The sequence below is a fragment of the Paenibacillus sp. Mc5Re-14 genome (assembly GCF_001049835.1).
GTDB classification, from domain to species: Bacteria; Bacillota; Bacilli; order Paenibacillales; family Paenibacillaceae; genus Paenibacillus; species Paenibacillus polymyxa_C.
Window position 1 is genome coordinate 1,972,501 of record NZ_CVPD01000001.1, and the last position, 22,385, is coordinate 1,994,885.

The window sequence follows — 22,385 nt, forward strand, 5'->3', positions numbered from 1 at the left end:
TTCTGTTTCTATTGTAACGCTAAAAGCAGTGAAATGGAACCGATGTCAATTGATACCGTTTACAGGGGCTTAAACGGGGTTTATAATACTCCATAATTTGTATACAAGTATGCAAAATTATTTGCAAGATAGGAGTATTCTATGAAATATCCAACAACCTGGTTACAGGGCGCATCGCTTGGAGAGAGGATTGCTTGTGAACTCCGACTTCAGATTATACGCGGTATGCAGACACCCGGCACTGTTCTATCTGAGAATCAGATTGCTACCGATTTTGGTACCAGTCGTTCTCCTGTGCGTGAAGCCATGAAAGTGCTCTCAGGCGAAGGACTTATCCGTTTGGAGCGCATGGGGGCGGTTGTGATCGGCATGACACCCAGTGATATGGAGGAGCTATTCGACGTACGAATGCTGATTGAGCATTTTGTTGTTCAAAGGTATGTACATAAGGATAATAGCATATTGGTAACCACTTTAAATCAGATGATCGACAAAATGGAAGTCGCTCTCAAGCACAGGGATATCGCTGAGTTTTCTCTTCAGGATTTTAATTTTCATGAAGCTCTGGTTCTGGAAGCAGGCCATACCCGTATTCTCCATACCTGGAATGGTATGAGACAGTTGATCCTGACAGTTATGCTGGCTGCGACAGAACAACGATTTGCGTCTAACATCGAAGAATCTCAAGTCACAATTCGCAAGCACCGCACCTTTGCAAATGCTTTAAAACAAGCGAATGCTCAGGAGTTGTCACGACTTATCGAGGAACATTATCGAGACACCCGCAACGCGGTTAACGATAGCGTTTTGTCCTCCTATAGAAAGACATTATCCTAGTTGCAACATGCTTGGCAAAGAGCAAATGTACCGCGTCTTTATGCGTGCTCCAGCTGACGCGGCTCTTTTTTTAGACTCAATTGTCGACAAGTATACATTTATCTATACATATTGTTGCCTTCATTCTTTTGAATGTTATGGAACCATCCTCTCCCTGGTCGCTTTCGGTTTGATTATGCTGCTGAATGTGTTAATTTAACGATAATGAGCTAATAAGGTAAGTGAAGGGGAGAATGAATATGACTGAAACCCGATATATGATCGGCGTCGATATTGGCACAACCAGTACCAAGGCAGTGCTTTTCAAAGAAAACGGCAATATTGCCGCGCAGCATCATGTGGGCTATCCACTCCATACACCTGAGCCAGATGCGGCAGAACAGGACCCTGAAGATATTTTCAAAGCTGTCGTAACGACGGTGCAAGAGGTCATGACACAAAGCGGAGTACCCGCCGAACACGTGCTGTTCGTCTCCTTTAGTTCGGCTATGCACAGCGTACTGGCGGTAGACAAGAACGGTAAACCACTGACCGCCTCCATCACTTGGGCAGATAACCGTAGTGCCAAATGGGCTGAAGCGCTCAAACATAAATACAATGGACACGATATTTACTTACGCACTGGAACGCCCATTCACCCCATGTCACCGCTGACAAAATTGATGTGGATTACACGAGATTTACCGGATGTTGCGGCCCAGACGTACAAATTCATTTCAATAAAGGAATATGTCTTTGCCCGGTTATTCCACCAATATGTCGTGGATCACTCGATCGCCTCCGCTACCGGACTCATGAATTTGAAGCAGCTAGATTGGGACGAGGAAGCGCTCACTATTGCAGGTGTGACGGAGGAGCAGCTGTCCGAACTGGTGCCGACAACTCATGTGCTAAAAGGGCTTGACGCAGCCTATGCACATGACATGGGCCTGCTGGAGACGACTCCTTTTGTGATCGGAGCCAGTGACGGTGTCTTATCCAACCTCGGTGTGAATGCAATCAAACCCGGAGTTGTCGCTGTTACCATCGGCACCAGCGGAGCCATCCGTACTGTAGTTGATAAGCCTCTCACCGATGCCAAAGGGCGCTTTTTCTGTTACGCCTTGACCGAAAAGCTGTGGGTCATCGGCGGCCCGGTGAACAACGGCGGTATCGTTTTCCGCTGGATACGGGATGAATTTGCAGCCTCTGAGGTGGAAACTGCCAAACGCTTGGGAATTGATCCGTATCATGTACTGACCCAAATCGCGGAACAGGTGCGGCCCGGCTCGGACGGTCTGCTTTTCCTTCCGTATCTATCCGGCGAACGCGCTCCTCTGTGGGACCCAAATGCGCGCGGATCCTTCTTCGGCCTGTCCCTGCGGCACAAAAAAGAGCACATGATTCGCGCCGCACTGGAGGGCGTACTGTTCAATCTGTATACAGTCATGCTCGCTATGGAAGAAGTCATCGACAGACCGTCAGTCATTCATGCCACGGGTGGATTTGCACGCTCGGAGCTATGGAGACAGCTCATGGCGGATATTTTCGACCAGGAAGTCATTATTCCCGAAAGTCTGGAAAGCTCATGTCTAGGTGCAGCCATTCTAGGCTTGTACGCGTTAGGGCGAATTGATTCGCTAGATGCAGTATCCGGTATGATCGGCACCACTCATCAGCATAAACCTGCGGCAGAGCATGTAGATATCTATCGCGATTTACTGCCGATCTATATTCGCATTTCCCGTAAATTTGAAGAAGAGTTCAAGGATATCGCAGAATTTCAGGCCAAGTCCCTACAATTTTAAATTAGTGGAACCTGTTCTAACACTGTTGCGTATTATCGTTTTATAAGACCTGTCTATGTCAGTTGGATAGGATAAGAAGGAGGATTAGACGATGCTCAAAAACTTACTGCACCGCCTGCTACATTCCACCTCTCATTCCCATAAGCGGCGATACAGCAGCTCAGATCGTTATTACGACCGTAAACGCCATTCTTCATCAGACGGATACAAGAACAGCCATAACGGTCACCGATATTACAAGGATAAACGCCGTCATTACTCCAGTTCCTAGCCAAACCACACGAAGCAGGGGCGGAGTACAACTTAACACAGAAGCAAACCACAGGCTTCTTAAACTTATAAAGCGAAGCCCCTTATCATCAAGGGCCTTCGCTTTATTGTTGTGCGCCCTTCGTTTTGCAGAGCAACATCAGTGCACTTTACAGGAAATCGTCTATCACCGAAATTACATAAATTACAGAAACAGAGTTTTAGAGATAATCACCAGCAAAATAAACAGTACCAGAATCGCCCCTACAGAGGTCCAGGCACCTACACCGCAACCCATACCGCCTACTCCGCACATATGACTCATTTACAACACTCCCTTCGCTCATTTACAGGATCATTGTATGTAGACCTAGCCTAATGCGTAAGGGGGGCATTCCCCCATTTTTGCGGCGAATGCCTGTTTATTTTCAGCTACCGTTCTGGATTAACCTCTAGCAGCAACAATGCTTCCTCCAGCTCCTGCATAAACTGTCGACTGTTTTCATAACGTGGGCGAATTTGAAAAAGCCGCTCCAATATATGACGCACTGGTTGACTTAATACTAATTCTTCCTGCCAGCTTCCAGGCGGTTGATCCGGCTGAGGCTCATAACTGCTATACAGCATAAAGAGCATGAAATGCCCGATATCGTACAAATCGCTGTAAAAAGCGACATCTTGTCGCTCAGGTGCGCGCTTTTCCAGCATGGCTTCGGTGAATACATCCTCCTGTCGTTCTCCCACGGCCAGAGCAAGCCCAAAGTCGATTAGGCACGGCTTCCCTTCGCGGTGAATTACGTTAGGGATGCGGATATCACGATGGATATATCCCCGTTCATGCACATGCAAAACTCGCTCCATTAACTCTAAAATGTAGACGATACATTCTTGTTCCGTAAAGGAACGCTCCTGCTCAAAGATAAGCTCCTCCAAGGTCATACCGGAGACGTATTCCATGACCATATACATTTCGTCCGAATGTATGTCATTCTCAAGCAGCTTCGGAATATAAGGATGCTCCATCTGTCGCATAATGTGAGCCTCGCGCTGCAATAGCTGAACTGCCTGCGCTCGTTTGCTCGGTCTGGGCAGTTTGACCGCCACCTCCTGCCCGCTGTGCCGATCCAGACAGAGGTAGGTTAAACCATAGCTACCCATGCCTAAAAGCGAACGAACACAATAACGTCCGCTGAGCAAATCACCAGGCTGTTTGGGATAATCCATCCATGATTCATAAATATTCCGCAACCAAGCAAACATACTTAGATCCTTTCTTATACATGCCGCACCACGTTTCCTATGCGACTTGTCCTCGTATTCTTGTATTCCGTTATTATATCATCCACGCCAAAAGACCATCAGAACCGATTAGGTCTGATGGTCTTATTAGGCAAGATAATGTTCGTTATGCCTCTCTACGGCTACGCGGTGTCAGACCGAGCCAGGACAACAGCGAACTGCGCGTTTTGCGTTGCCGGCCCTGGTAGGTACGTAAATTAGTGATTAACTGCCGATCCCGTTCTTCCTCGACCCTTTCTTTCATCCAACGTTTATGATCCTCCAGTTGGTTAGATAAGCTAACATTCTTCTCCACCAAACGGCTATGCTCTGCTTCCAGTTCCTCCAAACGGCTCCGCATTTCCGACAAAGCGGTTTGCACCATATCCTGCATCTGCGCCAGCTCTTGCGGCTCTACAGACTCCTGTGTTTGTACGGATACAGGTGCTTGCTCCAATCTATATTCAATGGCTGATGTCAAAGTCTGAAGTTGCTCCTGCGGTTGCATGGGTTCCTTCGACAATTCCTGAACGCTCATTTCATCCTCTAACTCTGTCAGCTCAACCGTAGCAGCAGCTTGCTCCTGCACGACTGTCTCTTCTCTGTTCTCAGCCGCCGCCATTATTTCTTGCCAGGTTGCGGTCAGTGACTCAGCATCCGAGATAGGTGGCAAGCGGAATTCTTCATCCTCCAGTTGGAAGGGAGCGGTTATTCGCTCAAGTACCACCTGAACGGATTGCTCCATCGTCATATGCTGCTCACGCAACGCCCTCCGCATCACCTTCAAACAATCAACATCCCCAGCACTGAACATTCTCGACTGATTAGCGGAACGCTGAAACACGTATCCCTGTTCTTCCAGCGCCGCTGCATATTTACGAAGGGTACTCGCCCCAATTCCCAGTTGCTTTGCTGCTTCCGTCGTCGACTTGCTTTCTTCCATTTAATCATTACCTCCCCGGATGGTATGGAAAGAAATAAGCTTGTATATGTAGAATTCGCGGAAACCATTGGAAATCCTTTGGCAAAAATGTTCTAATAATGCAGACTACTAAGAACCTTTGTCATAAACGAATACATTATAAAAATACAAGAAGCGACATCGCTGAGAATGCCCCTTCACTATATACTCTTAAGGTTCTTTATGAAGCGTCACATAAATATCACACTTCCAATAATGTTATGGCAACATTTCTTCCATGAATATGGTCCATGTTATGATTTATACGAAAACCATTTATAAATAAATGGATATATTCTATCCTGCCCTCCCCTAAAAGAATATTGATAATCCTCGCTTATTCTTTAATTATTCCTAAATAGCTCTCCCTACTCACCTTTCGTTTTTAATTTATCGGAATGAGGGCAAAAAAATGGATATTTTCAAAAGATCAGCAATATGTTATGTTATGTAACGTAAAATGGATTTCAGGCATAATTTGTAGCATATTAACGTTCGCTGGAACGAGGAGGAAACATAAATGAAGGGGAAGGCAAGGAAAGTAGCGATTGTCGGCGCGGGAATGGTCGGTTCGAGCTGTGCCTACTCAATGGTCAATCAGTCCATTTGTGATGAAATCATGATGATTGACCGCACGTATGACCGAGCTTTAGCCCATGCACTGGATCTGTCCCATTGTATGGATTTTACGTCTACACGCACCAAGGTCCGTGCAGGCACATATGCAGACTGCACGGATATGGATGTTGTGATTATAACAGCTGGATCCAATCCTAAACCCGGCCAAGACCGCTTGTCTGTATTGGACGATGCCGTGCATATCACTAGAGAGATTGTGACAGCTATTATGGAGGGCGGTTTCGACGGTATTTTCGTTATTGCCGCTAATCCTGTCGACATTGTCACTTATCTGGTGCAGAGTATATCCGGTCTGCCGCGCAATAAGGTGATCGGCACAGGCACCTCTATTGACTCATCCCGACTCAAGACGTTGCTTTCTGAGGTATTTTCCATAGATCCACGCAGTGTGCAGGGGTATGCCTTGGGCGAGCATGGCGAATCCCAATTCGTGGCCTGGTCGCACGTCACGATTGGCGGCAAGCCGCTCTTGCACATTTTGCGTCAGCATAAGGAACGATTCAGACACGTTGATCTGGATGACATCGCCCGTAAAACAAGGGATGCCGGTTGGGAGATTTTCACCCGCAAAGGTGCCACTTATTTTGGTATTGCCAATGCGCTGGCTTACATTACCCGTTCCATCTTAAATGACGACGGTAAAATTATAGCGATCTCTGCCGTATTGGACGGCGAGTATGGACACACTGATGTCTGCACGGGCGTTCCAGCAATCATTGGCAGTAAAGGAATTCAGGAGATCATTGAACTTGAGCTGAGCCCAGAAGAGCAAGCCAAGTTCGACGCCTCTTGCCACCTGATCAGCGACAATATTCGTGCCATTTCAGGCTTAGTGTAAGCCCATAGAGTAAGTACCTTATTCAGAACACGAACCTGCCGCACAGCAAAAAAAGCTCCTTACCCTCATTTAGGGTAAGGAGCTTTTACAGTTCCCACATTTCGTCTTATATCTCTTTATAACGAAATATCGTCAGACCGGCAAACGCAAACAGGACAAAGCTACCCAGTACCACCATCAAGAGTGTATCCGTTGGCACCATGAACGCCCCGAAGTCGTCTCCCCCACTCGGCATCATCGCCAATAAAGGTTGTACCCACGGATAATACGGAGCATAGGTCTGAGAGTTGGCGATCAGCATATTGGGCACGGTGAAGACGAAATTCAAAGCAAGCGGTGCAGCAAAGCTGGACCACAGAAAGGACACCATCAATTGCAGGGCGGCCAGCGGCAGACAAGCAACCCAGCCCGCAAGCAGGCTTTGGGCAATCACGGCCCAAGGGATCGGCCCGTTCATCCCCTGCACAGCTCCAACACCCAGCAACGATCCTCCAAACAGCAGCTGAGTCAGTCCGACCATAGCCATAATGATGGTCAGCTTGGCTGCGTACAGACCCGTGCGGGACAACGGTAGTGACATCAGCTGCTTCCAGCCGCCGCCCCCATGCTCAAAACGGCAGACTAGAGACCCAAACACGGCCGTCAGCATCGGCAGGAACAGCATTGCATGTATTGTAAGCATGGCAGCCAACAGCAACAGCCAGTTTCCTCCCGGATTCGCCAGTAAACCAACTAGGACGGCAATCGCCGGGCTGACGAGCGCAAGCAGCCAGACGGGCGATTTCGCCATTTTCAGGCGTTCGACAGAAAGTAACCGTACGTATCCTCCGAACATTTACGCCACATCCTTTCGGCTAAAATGAGCTGCGGTCAGCAGGCTGAGAATTATACCTGTTGCGCATCCGATAGACGCGAATATCCACGCTTGTGGCGCAACCCAGGCGAATTGCGGCCAAGCCAGCGGAAACCATTCGGACAGTTGGGAAGCGAATAAGCTGCCAATGCCTAACGTAATGCCCAATGTTACAGGCAGAGCTTGATTATGGAACGTGACCGTTAGCCACAACAACAATACGAGTATAGGCAGCGTGCCGCCTAAGGGCCAAAACCCGAGCCGCAGTAGCTCCCCTATCGGTGCTGGCTCTCCCCCAAAGCCAAGAAGCATCCCCAAGGTCCAAGTCCCTACCGTCAAGAGTAGGCAGGACACGCACAGCATTCCAATGGCCAGTGTTAGCTTTGCCATATAAACACTAAATTTGGAAATAGGCAAAGCCAACAGCTGCTTCCAGGAGTTAGAGGTATGCTCCACATTCGCCAACATGGAAGCGACCATCGTGGCTCCTAACACAAGTGCAAGGGGAACAAACAGTGCGATGTTATCCATCAAGCTTTCCCATAAACGGCCCTTATATCGCGGAATCAGATAGTCATAGCGGAGCCCAAAGTTCAGTCCCTGCATGGCCACCAGCCCAAGAGGGCCGAGGAATACCAGAAACCAGATTCCCTTTCTGCGTGCTTTGAGCAGATCCGCTGTCAGCGCTCGCAGCATCATAGGGAGCCCCCTCCTTTGCCCACCACCTGCATGAACATATCCTCCAACGATTTGCGGCGTTCCTCCACACGATATACGGCATGTGTGTTTTCAACTAATCTTCTAACTAGCAGCGCAACAGCCGCATCATTCATGTTGTCAAAATCCAGCGCTGACCCGTCCTTCACTGAATGGTAGCCCTGTTCCCGTGCAATCAATTGGGCTGCTTCCGGCTCCGATACTACGATCCGAATCCCCCCTGCGGACTCCTGACGGAGATTGTGAATTGTATTTTGGAAGACCAGTTGTCCTTCACGGATAATGCCGACGGTATTAGCCATATGCTCTACCTCACTCAGCAAATGGCTGGATACCAGTACAGTGATCCCCCGCTGCTTGGGCATCGCCTGTATCAATTCGCGCATTTCCTGAATGCCCTCGGGGTCCAACCCATTCGTTGGCTCGTCCAGAATAAGCACTTCGGGATTGCCGAGCAGGGCTGCTGCGATACCAAGTCTCTGCTTCATGCCCAGCGAGTAACCTTTAACCGGACGTTTAGCGTGCTTGGTCAGCCGAACGACCTCCAATACTTCAGTAATGTTCTCTTTCGGCACATTCAAAATACGACGAATAGCCTCCAGATTTTCGACGGCGTTCAAATGACCATAATACGAAGGATACTCTACCAACGAACCGACTTTACGCAAAATATCCAGTCTATGTCTGCGAATATCTTTGCCGAATATACGGATCGTTCCTCGAGTAGGGCGAATAAGCCCAAGTAGCATGCGGATCGTTGTCGTTTTCCCTGCTCCATTGGGTCCGAGAAATCCGTAAATATCTCCCCGCGCTATTTTCAGGTCCAGCTGATTAACCGCGGCGCGGCCTTTGTATATTTTGCTGAGACTGTTCGTTTCAATGATTGATTCGTTCAAGTTCCTCACCTCGACACCTATCGTAACGCGCCAAGTTTAAAGCCAAGGGAACACTGAGTTTAAGTTTTGTTTAAAAAACAGATTTGTGTCCCGGCTGATGAACTGCAAATCTCCCTCTCCAAATTCATTTCGCGCGCCAATAGTTCTGTGATCGCCAGGCCAATTCCAGCTCCTTTTTCACTGGATTGTCGTTCCATTCCCGGGCCTTTATCTGCAATGACCAATGCCTCTCTCCCGTTATCCTTCTGAACTTGAATACCAATATACCGGCCTGAGGCAGCATGACGAACTACATTTTGAAAAAGATTATCCAGCAGACGGCGGAAGCCCTGCTCGTCGACATTCCACACCATACTATGCTCGGGCAGGTCGATATCCACTTCAAAGCCTTCCTTTTCCCACACCGGATACCAGCTGGCCGCACACTCGCGCACCAGCCGCAAAATATCACGCGGTTCGTTATTCATGGTGTATTTTCCACTAGATAGGAGATTATAGGTCAGCAAGTTGTCGATCAGACTTCCAAGGTCCTTTAACTTATTTTCCATTAGTGTAATCGACTGCTTCCCTCTGCTGCTAAGATTTTCCGTATCCAGTGTATACAGATGACTGCGCACAACCGTAAGCGGCGTTCGAATATCGTGTGACAGATCGGCGACCAGCCTCTTCCGTAGCTCCTCCTCCTGACGCTCACGTCCTCGGCTCTCTGCCAACTGTTCGACCATCCGATTAAAAGCTTCCTCCAGTTTGCCGATTTCATCCGGGCGACCGGTGGCAACGAGGATGGGTAACCCATCCTCTCCTCGCTGCGACATGGCGGCCTGAAGCTGCAACAACCTCCGCCGAATGCCTCCAAAAAACAGAAGAGATACGAATATAAAAGCTCCCAGAACCAATAGAATAAAAAGGAGATAGTACATCAACATGCCATTATCAGTAGACGACTGTTCAAAAAACGAACGGGGCACCTTTAATACCATATAGCCCTGATTCACATCATCCTTGCCCCCGCCGATAAAGGCCACGACTGTAAACGGACCCTCAGAGCTGGCTTGCTTCATAAAAGCTATAGCCTGTGCCGCGCTCCATTGTTTTGGAATGTTAGGTTGGGTTGGCAGCTCTAATCTGGTTAACCCTGCGGTATCGACCCAAAATATTTGTGAATCCGGGAACATATCCTGCTGTATTTTGCGCAGATGGGCTGAGATTTGCTCTGGATTAGCCCCCTTCAAAGCTATAGCTTCTCGATGCCAGCTATTTTCAGTATGGGTCGTAGAGGGATAGTAAGGATTCGTAGGCTTGATATCCGTCTGCAAATTCAACAGTATGCTATATATTAAGGTTGTAACAGGCAATACAATGGGCAACAGCACCATAGCAAACACAATAATGACCAGATAGCGGAACAACAATGAATTACGAAACCGCCCTCCCTGACCTGGACGGAAGTTGCGATGTAATCCTGTCCACCTTTTACGCATACCGTTCATTATGCCTTCACCCGATAACCTACACCACGGATCGTCTCAATGATACGGGGTGTGGCAGGATCAATCTCCAGCTTTTCCCGCAAGTGCCGGATGTGGACCATCAAGGTTTTGTCTCCGTCGATATACGGATCTCCCCACACCGCCTCATACATTTGTTCCTTCGTCATAATCTGGCCCAAATGCCGCAGCAAATAAGCAAAAATATGATATTGCTTGCCTGTCAGCGTAATTTCCTCCCCGGTATCACAATTTACAATACGATTATCTGGAGGAAACACAGACAGATGCCCCAGTTGTAGAGATTCTTCGGATACGCTTCCTGATCGCCGCAGCAAAATTTCCATACGTGCTATGAGTTCATCGGGGTGAAAGGGCTTTGTCACATAATCATCAGCAAAATCCAATCCTTGCAGCTTATCGTCAATGGATGTACGGGCAGACAACATGAGAATGGGAAGCTCCGGGTACTCTTTCTTGAGCCGCTTCCCAATGGTGAACCCATCCAGACCAGGTAACATCACATCCAGAATCACGAGCTGGCACGTACGAGCTGCTTCCACAGCCCCATCTCCGCTGCGAAGCCAGGTTATAGCGTAATTTCGCTCTTCCAAATACTGATGCGTCCAAGCACCAATATCTTGGTCATCTTCGATGTATAGCACATTTGTTTTCATAATAGACACCTACTTATCGTTTTTCTTTTATGTAATGGGCATTATAGCATTTATGGTACATAACCCACTTAAAAAGGTTAATAACTACCTTATACGACATACGCTTCACAATTTCAAATTTGAATGCAGGTGAACAAGGAGGCCTATCAGATGCTGCTGGAAGCGATATACCACCACCCGAAACGTAATTGGGCTTTTGGTTATGATGATGAAACGATAATTTTACGGCTTCGTGCAAAGAAAAATGACCTGACTTCTGTTCATGTTCTTACCGTAGATAAGTACGACTGGGATCGTACTCGGCAGCTTATTCCGATGTCCAAATTTGCCACCGATGGCAGGTTCGATTACTACGAATGTACTGTAAAGCCTACTCACCGTCGGCTGAAATATGGATTTTTGCTGGAAGATGGCGAGGAACGAATTTGGATGGACGAGGACGATTTCACCACCGAGGAACCTCAAAATGCAGACAGTCTGTTCCAATATCCGTTTTTAAATCCGATTGATATTTTGAAGCCACCCGCATGGGTGAAGGATGCTGTATTTTATCAGATTTTCCCAGAACGCTTTGCCAATGGTGACCCCTCCATTAGCCCGGAAGATGCTGAGGACTGGGGTGGCACACCGCAAAGAGACAATTTTTTCGGTGGCGATTTACAAGGGATTCTCGATCATCTGGATCATCTGAGCGAGTTGGGGATCAACGCCATATATATGACTCCTGTCTTCAAGGCGACGACCAATCATAAATATGATACTGAGGATTATATGGAGGTAGACCCGCACTTCGGGGACAAAAAGATATTAAAAAAGCTGGTGGAGGCCTGCCACGATCGGGGAATCCGGGTACTACTCGATGCGGTGTTCAACCATTCAGGACGTACCTTTAAACCGTTCGTGGATGTACTGGAAAAAGGCGAAGCCTCACCTTACAAGGACTGGTTCCATGTTCATAGCTTTCCGCTGGAAGTGGTCGATGGCACCCCGACCTACGATACATTCGGGCTTGAACCGATGATGCCCAAGCTGAACACGGAACATCCTGAGGTGAAAAGGTACCTGCTGAATGTGGCAAAGCATTGGATTGAAGAGGTCGGTATCGACGGCTGGCGACTGGATGTGGCAGATGAGGTAGACCACGCCTTTTGGCGTGAATTCCGCACTACAGTCAAACAGGCTAATCCGGATGCATATATTTTGGGTGAGATGTGGAATGAATCGTCTGAATGGCTTCAGGGCGATCAATTCGATGCGACGATGAATTATCCATTCACCTATGCGGTGAATGATTTTTTCGTCAAAAAAGTGACCGATGCCCAGAGCTTCGCCTTCGCCATTGGACGCCAGCTTGCCCGCTATCCGCAGCAGGCATCCGAGGTTGCCTTTAATCTGCTGGATAGCCATGATACACCACGCCTACTGACGCTGTGCGGGGGCGACAAACGACTGATGCGGCTGGCTGCTTTGTTCCAGTTCACGTATATGGGCGCACCCTGCATTTTTTACGGCGATGAGATCGGCCTGGATGGAGATGCCGATCCAGGCTGCCGCCAGTGCATGGAGTGGGATACCGACAAGCAGGACCACGAGCTGTTCAACTTTTATCGTGAGCTGATCGCTCTTCGCAAGGCGCACCCTGTCCTTCGTGATCAAGGAAGCATCACTTTCCTGGAGGCACAACCGGAGGGCGCCTCACTCGCCTACGAGCGGCGCAGCGACGAAGAAGTGTTGCTTGTGCTGCTCAACCGTTCCGATGAGGATCACACTTTTGAATTGTCCATTCCAGAGCAGGAATGGCAGTTAGTCTTTGGCGAAGGCCGGTGGTCCGTGGGAGCAAAGGGGCTGCATGCCGAGCTTTTGCCTTACGGATATGCTGTGCTGAAGGCAACGCCTGTGCGATCAGTCAACTCTGCAAAAGAAGTTGACGACAAGATGCAAAGCAAGGCATAGGCTATGTAGACGCGGATGCTGATGAAAATACCTGCCGACTGTAAAAAAAGCAAGATCGCCGGGAACAAGTTATCCAACTTATTCCCGGCGATTTTTTTACGTTGAGGATATAGCTTTTTGTACAAGCTGATTATTTATTTTGGACATCTGTTCTTACTACCCCAACGTCCGACGCATTGATAGAAATGGGGTTACCGCCTTGTCCTGTTTGAGCTGAAGAAGATTGTCTAACGTCCACCCTAATTCTTTTGCCCTTAAAGCCAGTTCGTCTCCTTTTTCCCAATGCCATGGCCTTCTTAAGTCTTCGTGGCTTCATAAACCTCTCAATATGACCTAACTGTGAAGAGATATGCTATATGCATATGCCACTGAAGAAAACAGGTCTCGGCGAATATCAGATCATAGAGAAAAGAGGCTGTTAGTACCCGATCTGGCAAGCTCATCCAAAAAATTACAACAAACATACTAACAGCAAAAGAGCGGAACCTGCTTTTACAGGCTCAATGTGGCTTTAAAACCATCATTGAGCCTGTAGTGATTAATGATAGAGAATCATTGCTTATGTCAGTTTTCAACAAGCCAGTAGCCTTTCATGACTATCGTTGAGCGCTTGCAGATTCGCTTGTAGATGATTGAACATTTTAATCAGTAAAATTTAAAGCGTTTACAAGTTAAGCGGCAGGTTGCCGGTCAGCGACGATTGCTTGACCGGATCACTTTACAAATTGGCTTAAGCCAATACACCAAGAGCGTATCCAATAATTCCTATTGCGAATAAAGCAAAAATCAGAGCTATAGCATTCACTTTCTTTTTGAGCAGTCTCATGCATAAAAAAGTCAGCAAAAGAGGTAACAGTCCAGGTATCAATTGATCCAGAATCATCTGTATCGTCGTAACAACCTCTACTCCATCCGAACGGGTATATCGGGATACTTCGAGTGGTATATTCAGAGTAGTCCATTTAGATACGAGTGCGCCCATAACAAATAGTCCCAGGATGGAGGCCGATTCCGTAAGCTTTTGCAGCCGGTTTCCGGACATGTCGGACACAATCTCCGTCCCTTTTTGGTAGCCGTATTTCAGTCCGTACCACTTGGTAGCCAGGCGAATAACATTAAAGAGCAAGAAAAATAGGACAGGCCCGATAACGCTTCCGGACAACGCAATGGAAGCTCCTAATGCAGCCAGAACGGGGCGTAATGTTCCCCAGAAAATAGGGTCCCCTACTCCAGCCAAAGGTCCCATTAAGCCAACTTTCACGCCACTTATGGTAGCATTATCAATCGGCTGTCCATTGGCTTTCTGCTCCTCCATAGCGGCCGTTACCCCCATAATCGGTGCAGAGATAAACGGTTGAGTATTAAAAAACTCCAAATGCCGCTTTAGTGCTTCTTTTTGGTCTTCCTTCTTGCTGTATAGCCGCTTGATTGCCGGAATCAAGGTGACACAAAAACCAATCGACTGCATACGCTCAAAATTAAACGAGCCCAGCAGGAACCATGAACGGAAAAACATTTTGTTTAAATCGTTTTTGGTCAACTTTTTTTCTTCCATAGTACCCCACTCTTTCATTAAGAATTTCTTTAGAGCTCTTCAATTTCACCCACTTGATCTTTGCGCTGGCTATATTTGGGATTGAGCTGGATATACAGCAGAGCCAGAACCGCTCCCATGATTCCAAAGCCAACCAGATTGATGCTTGTAAATGCCGCGATGACAAAGCCCAAGAAAAAGAAAGGCATCAGATATTTGGCTGCCATCATGTTAATAACCATGGCATATCCTACAACGACGATGAATCCTCCTGCAATTTGCAGCCCTTTTGTAATGACCTCCGGGATGGCATCCAGCAAAGTCGTAACTAGACCGGTTTCGGCTGCAATAGCCACCAATACGGCAGGCAAAGCGACACGTAATCCCTGAAGAAGGAGGGCTATGAAGTGACATAATTCAATTCCTTTGAAATTTGAAGATTCGGCATATTTATCTGCCAGATGCTGAAAGAACACGGTAATCGTTCTAACAAAGATAGTTAACACTTGTCCGCCAGCCGCAATCGGAATCGCAACGGCAATTCCCGCACCGATCGATTGGTGCCCGACAATAACCAATATGGTTGAGACTACACTGGCCAAAGCCGCATCCGGAGCCATGGACGCTCCGACATTCATCCAGCCCAAAGCCAACAATTCCAGCGTACCGCCTAGAATAATACCGGTTTTGAGATCTCCCAGGACCAGACCGATCAGTGTACACGCAACTATAGGACGATGAGTCTGTCCTTCATCCAAAACACTGCCCATTCCGCAAATGGCTGCAACCAGCGTGACCATTACGATTTCAAAAACACTCATGTTTGACCCCCTCTCTTATGCGTACGTGTTGTTAAAACTGGACATTTTGGAGCTTGTTAATCAAATTAATTTTAGGATCACTGGCCACTTTTCTAATCTCCAGTTCTATCCCCTTTTCGTGCAATTTATAAAATGCCTCTACATCCTGCTTGTCTACGGACACTGCTCCGGTAATTTGTGTTTTGCCTTCTTTGAAGCACATTCCACCTACATTTACCGATGTAAACGGTACCCCACCTTCTACAACCCGCAGTACATCCGTGGGATTGGTAAACAGGAACAAGGTCTTGAAATCGTTATATTTAGGATTGTTATAAGCTTCAATCGCTTTCGCAATCGTGACAACATAAGCTTTAATCCCCGGCGGCGCCACTTGTAACAATAAGGTTTTGCGCAGCGTATCCGCAGCGACCTCATTGCTGACGGCGATAATTTTGTTACACTTCGTTTCCTTCACCCACACAGTAGCCACCTGACCATGAATTAGACGGTCATCAATACGAACAAATGATATTTCCATACCTATAATTCCTCCTCTGTTTGTATGTCCCGGATGACACGAAAAGACTTCATTGAATCCTGACCCGCACGGATGGCCAGATCACTCAGATTCTCCACGTTCTCCAGCCCTCTATTGGTCAGCAGGTCTACGATCATTGGCAGGTTTACCCCTGTTACAATGTCCATTTTTTCATACCTGGCCACAATCCTACTGGCCGCATTATAGGGACTGCCACCAAACAAATCGACGAGAAAAATCAATCCGTCCGTCCAATCAATTGTTTCCAAGGCCGCTTTGTACTTCTCAACAAGTCCGTTAACACTTTCACCTGGTTCAAACGTTACACCCACCACATTTTCCAGATGGCCGAAAATCATTTCCGTGGATCTTAGGATCTCTTCGGAAAATTTTCCATGAGTGCCAACAATAACACCTATCATTTGTTTCACCCCCTCCTTGCATCCTTCGCCTATACTTATATGCAAGTCTCATGCCAAGATTCTGTATGATGCGATTAACTATCAAAAAAAAGACCAAACCCTCGGCTGCTCCGGGAATTTGGCCTTTTCTCACCAACTACTTATTATCCTTATCCGCATGATTAATACACATCCAGCATCGTTTTATACACTTGCGCCACTACTTGGGGATACAGTTATATACTTCGCTTAGGATTTCGCAAATATAATATTTTTCATCATTAGTCAGCTTAATGTTAATACTGGAGGCAAATATATTGCAGGAACGGTTCACCACATCGATTAATCGTTGGTCAAGTAAGGATACATCCTCCTGATACACTAGCCCTTCTCCAATGACCATTCGTTCCAGCGCATGAGCCGTATGAACAGCAAGCTGAACCTTCTTTGCATAATGGAAATCAGCCTCCAGTTCCTGTTCCAGCTGCTCGATAAATTTCATCAAAATCCCCAAAATTTTGTGAGGATTCAAATAAGTCATAAACTCCTTTAGCGTATCCTCACATAGATCTCTTACAACCACGCTTCCGTGTTCATGCATAACAGGCAACTGATTGTTGAGCAACAATTCTCTTAATGCCTGTTCACCGCTTGCCTCGATCAGTTTTTCCAAAGGGATAAACGGTACATTGAGCTCGCTTGGCCGCTTAACCCCAATCACCGCAAGAAGCGTATGCTTGGCCCGTAAATCCTTCACCACTTTATCCAATTCCCTGACCTTTGCCGGTACAACAACTATTTTCTCTTCGGTTAAGTCATAAACAACCTTCTCTACAAACTCCTTTAGCTTGGCGGCGGCACCTTTGCCGGAGGAACAGACCGTCACGATTACCTTATTACTGGTCTTTTCCGCTTTCACTCCAGCATTTCCAGTGTTATATCCACGAAAATCCTTCAAAGATTGATAAATTTCCTCTATATTCATATCAAAAATACTGGCCTTTCGCACAGCCTCCAACACAAGCGGGGTTGAAACCATATCGATAGTCTTCACCTTAATCCCGACACGTTCCATAATGGTTGCTTCAAGATTGAGCAAGGAGCCCATATCAACCAGCAGCAATACGCCTCTGCCATTGTCAATGTCCTTCACTTTATCCACAATAACTTCCAGGATTTCTCTAGGACTAACATCCAAAGGCATGTCTACTGCGCAAATATTTGAGCTTCCCAGCAGGCTGTCGACAACGCTAACGACACTGCTTGCCGTACTGTTGCCATGTGCAGCTACAATGATTCCCACATTTCCCTGGTGCTCCTCTTCTACCGATTTCAGAAGAATCGCCACATAGGTAGTCTCGGCATTGGGTACGTTGACTTCAAACTTGGACTCGATCAAATCCTTGATAATAAGTGCCAGTCTGTATTCTTCATCCTGATCATTCATCGGATCATAGATTTGTTTACTGACATATTTTTTCTCCCGGATTCGCTTTAAGAAGGCACTTAAATGAAGACTGAAGGCATAAACAAACCTGTCGCTGTAATTTCTATTCAATTCTTTTTGAGCCATCTCTTGCACCTGTTCAGCGAACTCCAGAATATTTCTGCCTACGATCTTAAGAATCCGTTCCCGTCCCCCTTTGATGTTATAAAATCGGTTATAGAAACTTTTGATGTGAATATTGACATCTGTAGTTATAAACTTATTGATAAAACTGTCATCGAGTCCTTCTTCTTTGAGCATCCCTATCTTGTCTTCAATCAATTTGTACAGGTTGAACGGCAGTTCAGAAGCGTCTGCTTCATCCATTCCTTTGCTGCCTTCAGGAGTAATATACAGCGAGGAGTTGACCATCTCCATTTCGGCAATCTCCTTGCGGTTCTTCCCCATATTAAATAGACCTTCCTTGATATTTCCGGGCAAAATTTTAAAATCAAGTTCAATCTCTTCCTTATTTTCATGTATGCTGTTCAAAAATCCTTTGGCACACACAAGCTGAATGTTCGATTTCAACTGACCGATATTGCCATAGGTTACGCTGCCAATCAGTGCTTTTACAGTTTCCAATTCAACTCTAATGGGCTTGTTCACACGATGGGCTTCGTTTGCAAAGAGATGCTTCAGGATCAAAAACCGCTCCTCAACGGTCCGCTCTTGCAAGGAAGGAATGTTGATCGTAATCGGTATCCGTCTGATAAAGGTTTTCAACATAGAAGAACCGGGATCTTCGGTCGTAGCGCCGATGAGTAGCACATTCGCTTCCCGCTTGCGCTCCGACTCGCCCAATTTGTTGTAACTGTTCGTGTCCATGAAATAAAATATCATTTCTTGGCCTTCTGGGGGCAGCCGATGAATCTCATCCAAAAACAGGATACCCCCATCCGCTTTCTCAACCAGCCCCTCTTTCTCCCTATCAGCCCCGGTAAATGCTCCTTTTACATGACCAAAAATGTGGGAGAGTAGCAGTTGAGGGTTATTGTAATAATCGGCGCAGTTAAATACGATAAACGGTGCTTGCTCTGAAAAGCGCTTCATATATTTACCATAATTATACATCAACCTAGCGAACATTGTTTTCCCAACGCCAGTCTGCCCCACAATCAGCGTATGTAAGCCCTTCGGCGGGTATAATATTGCCGCTTTTCCCTGCTCAACCTGGTTTCTCATACTCCCCATGAAACCGATTAAGGCGTGAAACGGATCCACTTGCTCTCCAGGCAGCAATATTTCATGAATGCTGTTGACTTGGATTTGTTTCTCTTTAAGCTGAACCCGAAAGGTCTCCTCGATCACCTGCTTGTGCAAAAACTTGACGGGTCTCCCCTTGATTTTAATAATCAAGTCGGCGCGAAGTAGACTATTAAGCTCCTTGCTTACATTATTTCTTAACATATTCTGTTGATCGGCTATTTCCGCAGCCGTAATTCCACCGCCGTCCTGCAAGGCCTCTACCGACAGTTTCTTTGTACCATTGGCAATATACTCTAAGATCTCATCAATTCGTTTCACGGTATTCCCCCATGCTGACTAGTTCTTATTTAATTAGTATATAAAAAAAGAAATAATCCTCTACAAGAAAATAAACTGACAAGTTAATCATTAATCTGATACCCTTTTTATTGAATCTATCCAAAACTCAAATTCAGCCCATTCCATTCACTTCTTTTCCAAGATCAAAGGTTGGCAGTATAATTGCATAAGCTTCACGAATAAGCTGCATAAAAAGTTATTTTTGTTTCCCAGTAAGGAGCTGAGATAAAATAATGCGCTACGGATTACAGCAAGAGCAAACTTTCAGGCTGGCTATGACTCCAGAATTACGACAAGCCATCACGATTCTTCAATATTCTTCGGTCGATCTGATGTCATATCTTCATGAGCAAGCAAATGAAAATCCGATCATTGATTTGGCAGAGATCGACATGTCCATCGAAAGAATCAATACAGAAGAAGAAGAAGAAGAAGATTCGCCACGAAAAAATGATAATCCGGTAGACCTTCTGGATTTTGTCTCTAATCCCGCAGATAATTTATATAGACATCTTAAAGCGCAGCTTGGGATGGTCAGCGGGCTATCCAGGCTACAACAGATGATTGGCATGTTTCTGATTGGGAATTTAAATGAAAAAGGCTACCTTGAGCTGGATGTAAATACAGTTGCCGGAATACTTGACGTCCCCACCGATGAGGTTGAAAATATACTTGCCCTGATTCAAGGCTTTGAACCGGCAGGAATCGCTGCCCGCAGTCTGGAGGAATGCCTTCTTTTGCAGCTGCGATATGCCGGGAATGATGATGTTTATCTGGAAGAAATCGTGCGACACCACATGGTCAATCTTTCATGTAACCGCATACAAAAAATCGCGGATGCTCTGGGGATCGACATTCACATGGTACAACAAATTACCGATCAGATACGCAAGCTGAATCCTTGTCCGGGAGCAGCATTTGCTCCATATGACCGCCAGCATCATATAGCAGATATCTCAGTGGAGAAATTTAAAAACGACTACATTGTGACAGTTAATGATATCACAGTCCCACGCGTCGGGATTAATCCTTTTTACCAAAGTATGCTTCGAAAGCCGGCTATGGAGGAAGAAAAACGATTTCTTCGTGAGAAGATGAATACGGCATTATGGCTTATTCATAGCCTTGAGCAGCGCCGCCTGACCCTGATGCGTGTGGCCCAGGCTATTGTTGATAGGCAGCGGGATTTTTTTGAGCATGGCGTTTATCATCTGAAATCGATGACCCAAAAGGAGATTGCTGAAATAACCGGCCTGCATGAATCCACGATCAGCCGGGCGGTCAGTAATAAATACATGCAGACGCCTCGTGGATTGTTTGAACTCAAATATTTCTTCACCTCCGCCCTAGGATCGAAAGACGGAGATGCTACTTCATCAGAGAGCGCAAAAATGCGGATAAAGCAGATCATCGACGGTGAAGAGAAGCAAAAACCATTTTCAGATCAGGCAATCACAGAACTGATGGCAAAGGAAGGACTAGAGCTGTCACGCAGAACGGTAGCCAAATACCGAGAAGAATTGGGGTATTTATCCTCCGCCAGGAGAAAAGTGTATTAAAACTTCAGCAAGCGATTGTGAAAACCAAGAAGCAGCGCTATCACATTCTACCGGCTGCCTCCCTCGTAGAATCTCCAATAGAGAATAGGCCAACCAGTAACCTCTGGTTGGCCTATTCATATGACCTGAGCGAGTACAGCAGTCTACGCAGGTAGCGTCTGTGTTTTCAATTGCACGTACAACTGGTGTGTAACCTGATGTGGCTCAATACCCAACTCATCTTCCAATAAGCTGACGAAGCTTTCATAATGCTTTTGAGCAGCTGTATACTCGCCCAACTGGGCATAGGCTGTCAGCAGCAGACCACAGATATCATCTGAGTAAGGCTCCCTCTGTTGTAGGCTGAGCAAGCGCTGGATAGACTGCCGGGCACGACCTGAACGAAGCTCTTCCTTAGCCAGTTCTGAAGCACATGCCAGATACATATTGCGTAGTTTTTCTCTTTTTGCATACGCCCATGGGTAATCGTGCTCCTCCAGATAATTGCCACGGTACAGAGCCAACAGGCTCTCGATGCGCGGTGCACCGCCGTTGCCAGATGCCGCCCATTCGGAAATGCCCCGCTCGAATAGCTCCACATCTGTAACCCAGCCATTACGGTTCAAACGATAGCGATCCAGATTGTATTCCAGCTTCGTATCTTGCATCCGTTCTTTCAACGCCTTGCGGATTTGGTAAATGGACGTGTGTAGATGAACAACGGCCTTGTCCAAATGATATTCGGGCCACAGCGCATCCAGCAATTGCTCCTTGCTAACCCATTCTCCTTCATGATGTAGTAAAAAGGAGAATAGCTCCTGCGACTTTAGTGTACGCCATTTGAATGGCTTTGCTCCCACGGCTCCTTGTCCATCCTCCGGAATTTCAAGCTTTTGAAAACAACGCACTTTGGGTAATTGCTCTGCTGCGACGACCGAGCTGGAAGGACGGGAATCTGCCAGCGTGGCTACAATCCGATCTAACGTTTTATTAAGCCGCCGGGCATGAACAGGTTTTAACAAGTAATCCAGTGCCTGCAGTTCGAATGCTTCAATAGCGTATTCCGAATACGCAGTCACAAAGACGATATGAATATGCGAGTCCAGCTGTTGAATCCACTCGGCGGCCTCCAGTCCGTTCATCTCCGGCATTCCGATATCTATAAAAACAATATCCACGCGTTCTGCCGCCAGATGATCCAACCCAGCTTGTGCAGACGTATATTTGCCCATGACCGTTAATCGTCCGTCCGCCTCCAGCAACCGTTCTAGGTAGGTTAATGCCGACCTCTCATCATCAATCAATATCGCCTTCATCTGTGTCCGCGCCCCCTTCTTGCTGCAACCATCCATCACAATGCTCTAT

Annotated in this window: 20 protein-coding genes; 6 read left to right on the forward strand and 14 right to left on the reverse strand. The window is 46.8% G+C overall.

Annotation, left to right across the window (positions count from 1 at the left end; translation table 11 throughout):
- The first annotated feature begins 141 nt into the window (after positions 1 to 141).
- The 3 genes from BN1546_RS09020 (at position 142) to BN1546_RS09030 (ending at position 2,895) form a co-directional block, all read left to right on the forward strand.
- Positions 142 to 837 (forward strand): GntR family transcriptional regulator, encoded by a 696-nt coding sequence (locus BN1546_RS09020; RefSeq protein ID WP_025678719.1) that lies wholly within the window; start codon positions 142 to 144, stop codon positions 835 to 837.
- A 239-nt stretch (positions 838 to 1,076) separates the two neighbouring features.
- Entirely contained in the window at positions 1,077 to 2,624 is a 1,548-nt protein-coding gene (gene gntK / locus BN1546_RS09025) for a gluconokinase (protein ID WP_090737178.1), read from the forward strand.
- A gap of 91 nt (positions 2,625 to 2,715) precedes the next feature.
- Positions 2,716 to 2,895: a hypothetical protein gene (locus BN1546_RS09030; RefSeq protein WP_080567850.1), complete on the forward strand. Its 180-nt coding sequence runs from the start codon at positions 2,716 to 2,718 to the stop codon at positions 2,893 to 2,895.
- Positions 2,896 to 3,078: 183 nt separating this feature from the next.
- On the opposite strand, the gene BN1546_RS27595 is transcribed toward BN1546_RS09030, so the two are convergent.
- From BN1546_RS27595 to BN1546_RS09040, 3 genes are all read right to left on the reverse strand, one after another.
- A complete protein-coding gene (locus BN1546_RS27595; RefSeq protein ID WP_013369112.1) occupies positions 3,079 to 3,198 on the reverse strand; it encodes a hypothetical protein in 120 nt (39 codons plus the stop codon).
- Positions 3,199 to 3,305: 107 nt separating this feature from the next.
- Positions 3,306 to 4,133, reverse strand: coding sequence for a serine/threonine protein kinase (locus BN1546_RS09035; RefSeq protein ID WP_090737180.1), 828 nt, complete (start codon positions 4,131 to 4,133; stop codon positions 3,306 to 3,308).
- A gap of 145 nt (positions 4,134 to 4,278) precedes the next feature.
- Positions 4,279 to 5,094 (reverse strand): hypothetical protein, encoded by an 816-nt coding sequence (locus BN1546_RS09040; RefSeq protein ID WP_090737182.1) that lies wholly within the window; start codon positions 5,092 to 5,094, stop codon positions 4,279 to 4,281.
- A gap of 538 nt (positions 5,095 to 5,632) precedes the next feature.
- Between BN1546_RS09040 and BN1546_RS09045 the strand changes: the two genes are divergently transcribed.
- Positions 5,633 to 6,589, forward strand: coding sequence for an L-lactate dehydrogenase (locus BN1546_RS09045; protein WP_058710441.1), 957 nt, complete (start codon positions 5,633 to 5,635; stop codon positions 6,587 to 6,589).
- A gap of 106 nt (positions 6,590 to 6,695) precedes the next feature.
- Here BN1546_RS09045 and BN1546_RS09050 read toward each other — a convergent pair whose 3' ends face one another.
- The 5 genes from BN1546_RS09050 to BN1546_RS09070 are packed head-to-tail and all read right to left on the reverse strand — an operon-like array spanning position 6,696 to position 11,219.
- Complete coding sequence (locus tag BN1546_RS09050; RefSeq protein WP_090737185.1) at positions 6,696 to 7,424, reverse strand: ABC transporter permease; 729 nt, start codon at positions 7,422 to 7,424, stop codon at positions 6,696 to 6,698.
- The gene (locus BN1546_RS09055) at positions 7,425 to 8,141 is read right to left on the reverse strand and encodes an ABC transporter permease (protein WP_058710439.1); all 717 of its coding nucleotides are present in this window, start codon (positions 8,139 to 8,141) and stop codon (positions 7,425 to 7,427) included.
- Entirely contained in the window at positions 8,138 to 9,055 is a 918-nt protein-coding gene (locus BN1546_RS09060; protein ID WP_025678706.1) for an ABC transporter ATP-binding protein, read from the reverse strand. The genes BN1546_RS09055 and BN1546_RS09060 overlap by 4 nt, the downstream gene beginning before the upstream one ends.
- A 59-nt stretch (positions 9,056 to 9,114) precedes the next feature.
- The gene (locus tag BN1546_RS09065; RefSeq protein WP_090737187.1) at positions 9,115 to 10,545 is read right to left on the reverse strand and encodes a HAMP domain-containing sensor histidine kinase; all 1,431 of its coding nucleotides are present in this window, start codon (positions 10,543 to 10,545) and stop codon (positions 9,115 to 9,117) included.
- Positions 10,545 to 11,219, reverse strand: a complete 675-nt coding sequence (locus tag BN1546_RS09070) for a response regulator transcription factor (protein ID WP_090737189.1) — start codon at positions 11,217 to 11,219, stop codon at positions 10,545 to 10,547. Before BN1546_RS09070 ends, BN1546_RS09065 begins: the two co-directional genes overlap by 1 nt.
- 150 nt (positions 11,220 to 11,369) lie before the next feature.
- Between BN1546_RS09070 and BN1546_RS09075 the strand changes: the two genes are divergently transcribed.
- On the forward strand, positions 11,370 to 13,172 hold the full coding sequence (locus BN1546_RS09075; protein ID WP_090737191.1) for an alpha-glycosidase: 1,803 nt from the start codon (positions 11,370 to 11,372) through the stop codon (positions 13,170 to 13,172).
- 730 nt (positions 13,173 to 13,902) lie between these two features.
- Here BN1546_RS09075 and manZ read toward each other — a convergent pair.
- The 5 genes from manZ to BN1546_RS09105 form a co-directional block, all read right to left on the reverse strand.
- The gene (manZ, locus tag BN1546_RS09085; protein WP_304364152.1) at positions 13,903 to 14,745 is read right to left on the reverse strand and encodes a PTS mannose transporter subunit IID; all 843 of its coding nucleotides are present in this window, start codon (positions 14,743 to 14,745) and stop codon (positions 13,903 to 13,905) included.
- An 11-nt stretch (positions 14,746 to 14,756) separates the two neighbouring features.
- Entirely contained in the window at positions 14,757 to 15,527 is a 771-nt protein-coding gene (locus tag BN1546_RS09090) for a PTS mannose/fructose/sorbose transporter subunit IIC (protein WP_013369101.1), read from the reverse strand.
- A 31-nt stretch (positions 15,528 to 15,558) separates the two neighbouring features.
- Positions 15,559 to 16,047 carry a mannose/fructose/sorbose PTS transporter subunit IIB gene (locus BN1546_RS09095; protein WP_013369100.1) on the reverse strand — a complete coding sequence of 163 codons (489 nt, stop codon included), beginning with the start codon at positions 16,045 to 16,047 and terminating at the stop codon, positions 15,559 to 15,561.
- Positions 16,048 to 16,049: 2 nt separating this feature from the next.
- A complete protein-coding gene (locus tag BN1546_RS09100; RefSeq protein WP_013369099.1) occupies positions 16,050 to 16,469 on the reverse strand; it encodes a PTS sugar transporter subunit IIA in 420 nt (139 codons plus the stop codon).
- A 199-nt stretch (positions 16,470 to 16,668) separates the two neighbouring features.
- Positions 16,669 to 19,461, reverse strand: a complete 2,793-nt coding sequence (locus BN1546_RS09105; RefSeq protein WP_090737197.1) for a sigma-54-dependent transcriptional regulator — start codon at positions 19,459 to 19,461, stop codon at positions 16,669 to 16,671.
- Between the two features lie 254 nt (positions 19,462 to 19,715).
- Here BN1546_RS09105 and rpoN point away from each other — a divergent pair, with 254 nt between their 5' ends.
- Positions 19,716 to 21,041 (forward strand): RNA polymerase factor sigma-54, encoded by a 1,326-nt coding sequence (rpoN, locus tag BN1546_RS09110; RefSeq protein WP_090737199.1) that lies wholly within the window; start codon positions 19,716 to 19,718, stop codon positions 21,039 to 21,041.
- A 143-nt stretch (positions 21,042 to 21,184) separates the two neighbouring features.
- Here rpoN and BN1546_RS09115 read toward each other — a convergent pair whose 3' ends face one another.
- A complete protein-coding gene (locus BN1546_RS09115) occupies positions 21,185 to 22,336 on the reverse strand; it encodes a response regulator (protein ID WP_090737201.1) in 1,152 nt (383 codons plus the stop codon).
- Positions 22,337 to 22,385: the final 49 nt, after the last annotated feature.

Coding starts and splice junctions, on each gene's coding strand:
- BN1546_RS09035 (WP_090737180.1), bottom strand. CDS start 4,133: ATGTTTGCTTGGTTGCGGAATATTTATGAATCATGGATGGATTATCCC.
- BN1546_RS09090 (WP_013369101.1), bottom strand. CDS start 15,527: ATGAGTGTTTTTGAAATCGTAATGGTCACGCTGGTTGCAGCCATTTGC.
- BN1546_RS09050 (WP_090737185.1), bottom strand. CDS start 7,424: ATGTTCGGAGGATACGTACGGTTACTTTCTGTCGAACGCCTGAAAATG.
- gntK (WP_090737178.1), top strand. CDS start 1,077: ATGACTGAAACCCGATATATGATCGGCGTCGATATTGGCACAACCAGT.
- BN1546_RS09030 (WP_080567850.1), top strand. CDS start 2,716: ATGCTCAAAAACTTACTGCACCGCCTGCTACATTCCACCTCTCATTCC.
- BN1546_RS09045 (WP_058710441.1), top strand. CDS start 5,633: ATGAAGGGGAAGGCAAGGAAAGTAGCGATTGTCGGCGCGGGAATGGTC.
- BN1546_RS09075 (WP_090737191.1), top strand. CDS start 11,370: ATGCTGCTGGAAGCGATATACCACCACCCGAAACGTAATTGGGCTTTT.
- BN1546_RS09115 (WP_090737201.1), bottom strand. CDS start 22,336: ATGAAGGCGATATTGATTGATGATGAGAGGTCGGCATTAACCTACCTA.
- BN1546_RS09055 (WP_058710439.1), bottom strand. CDS start 8,141: ATGATGCTGCGAGCGCTGACAGCGGATCTGCTCAAAGCACGCAGAAAG.
- manZ (WP_304364152.1), bottom strand. CDS start 14,745: ATGAAAGAGTGGGGTACTATGGAAGAAAAAAAGTTGACCAAAAACGAT.
- BN1546_RS09070 (WP_090737189.1), bottom strand. CDS start 11,219: ATGAAAACAAATGTGCTATACATCGAAGATGACCAAGATATTGGTGCT.
- BN1546_RS09100 (WP_013369099.1), bottom strand. CDS start 16,469: ATGATAGGTGTTATTGTTGGCACTCATGGAAAATTTTCCGAAGAGATC.
- BN1546_RS09095 (WP_013369100.1), bottom strand. CDS start 16,047: ATGGAAATATCATTTGTTCGTATTGATGACCGTCTAATTCATGGTCAG.
- BN1546_RS09065 (WP_090737187.1), bottom strand. CDS start 10,545: ATGAACGGTATGCGTAAAAGGTGGACAGGATTACATCGCAACTTCCGT.
- BN1546_RS09020 (WP_025678719.1), top strand. CDS start 142: ATGAAATATCCAACAACCTGGTTACAGGGCGCATCGCTTGGAGAGAGG.
- BN1546_RS27595 (WP_013369112.1), bottom strand. CDS start 3,198: ATGAGTCATATGTGCGGAGTAGGCGGTATGGGTTGCGGTGTAGGTGCC.
- BN1546_RS09040 (WP_090737182.1), bottom strand. CDS start 5,094: ATGGAAGAAAGCAAGTCGACGACGGAAGCAGCAAAGCAACTGGGAATT.
- rpoN (WP_090737199.1), top strand. CDS start 19,716: ATGCGCTACGGATTACAGCAAGAGCAAACTTTCAGGCTGGCTATGACT.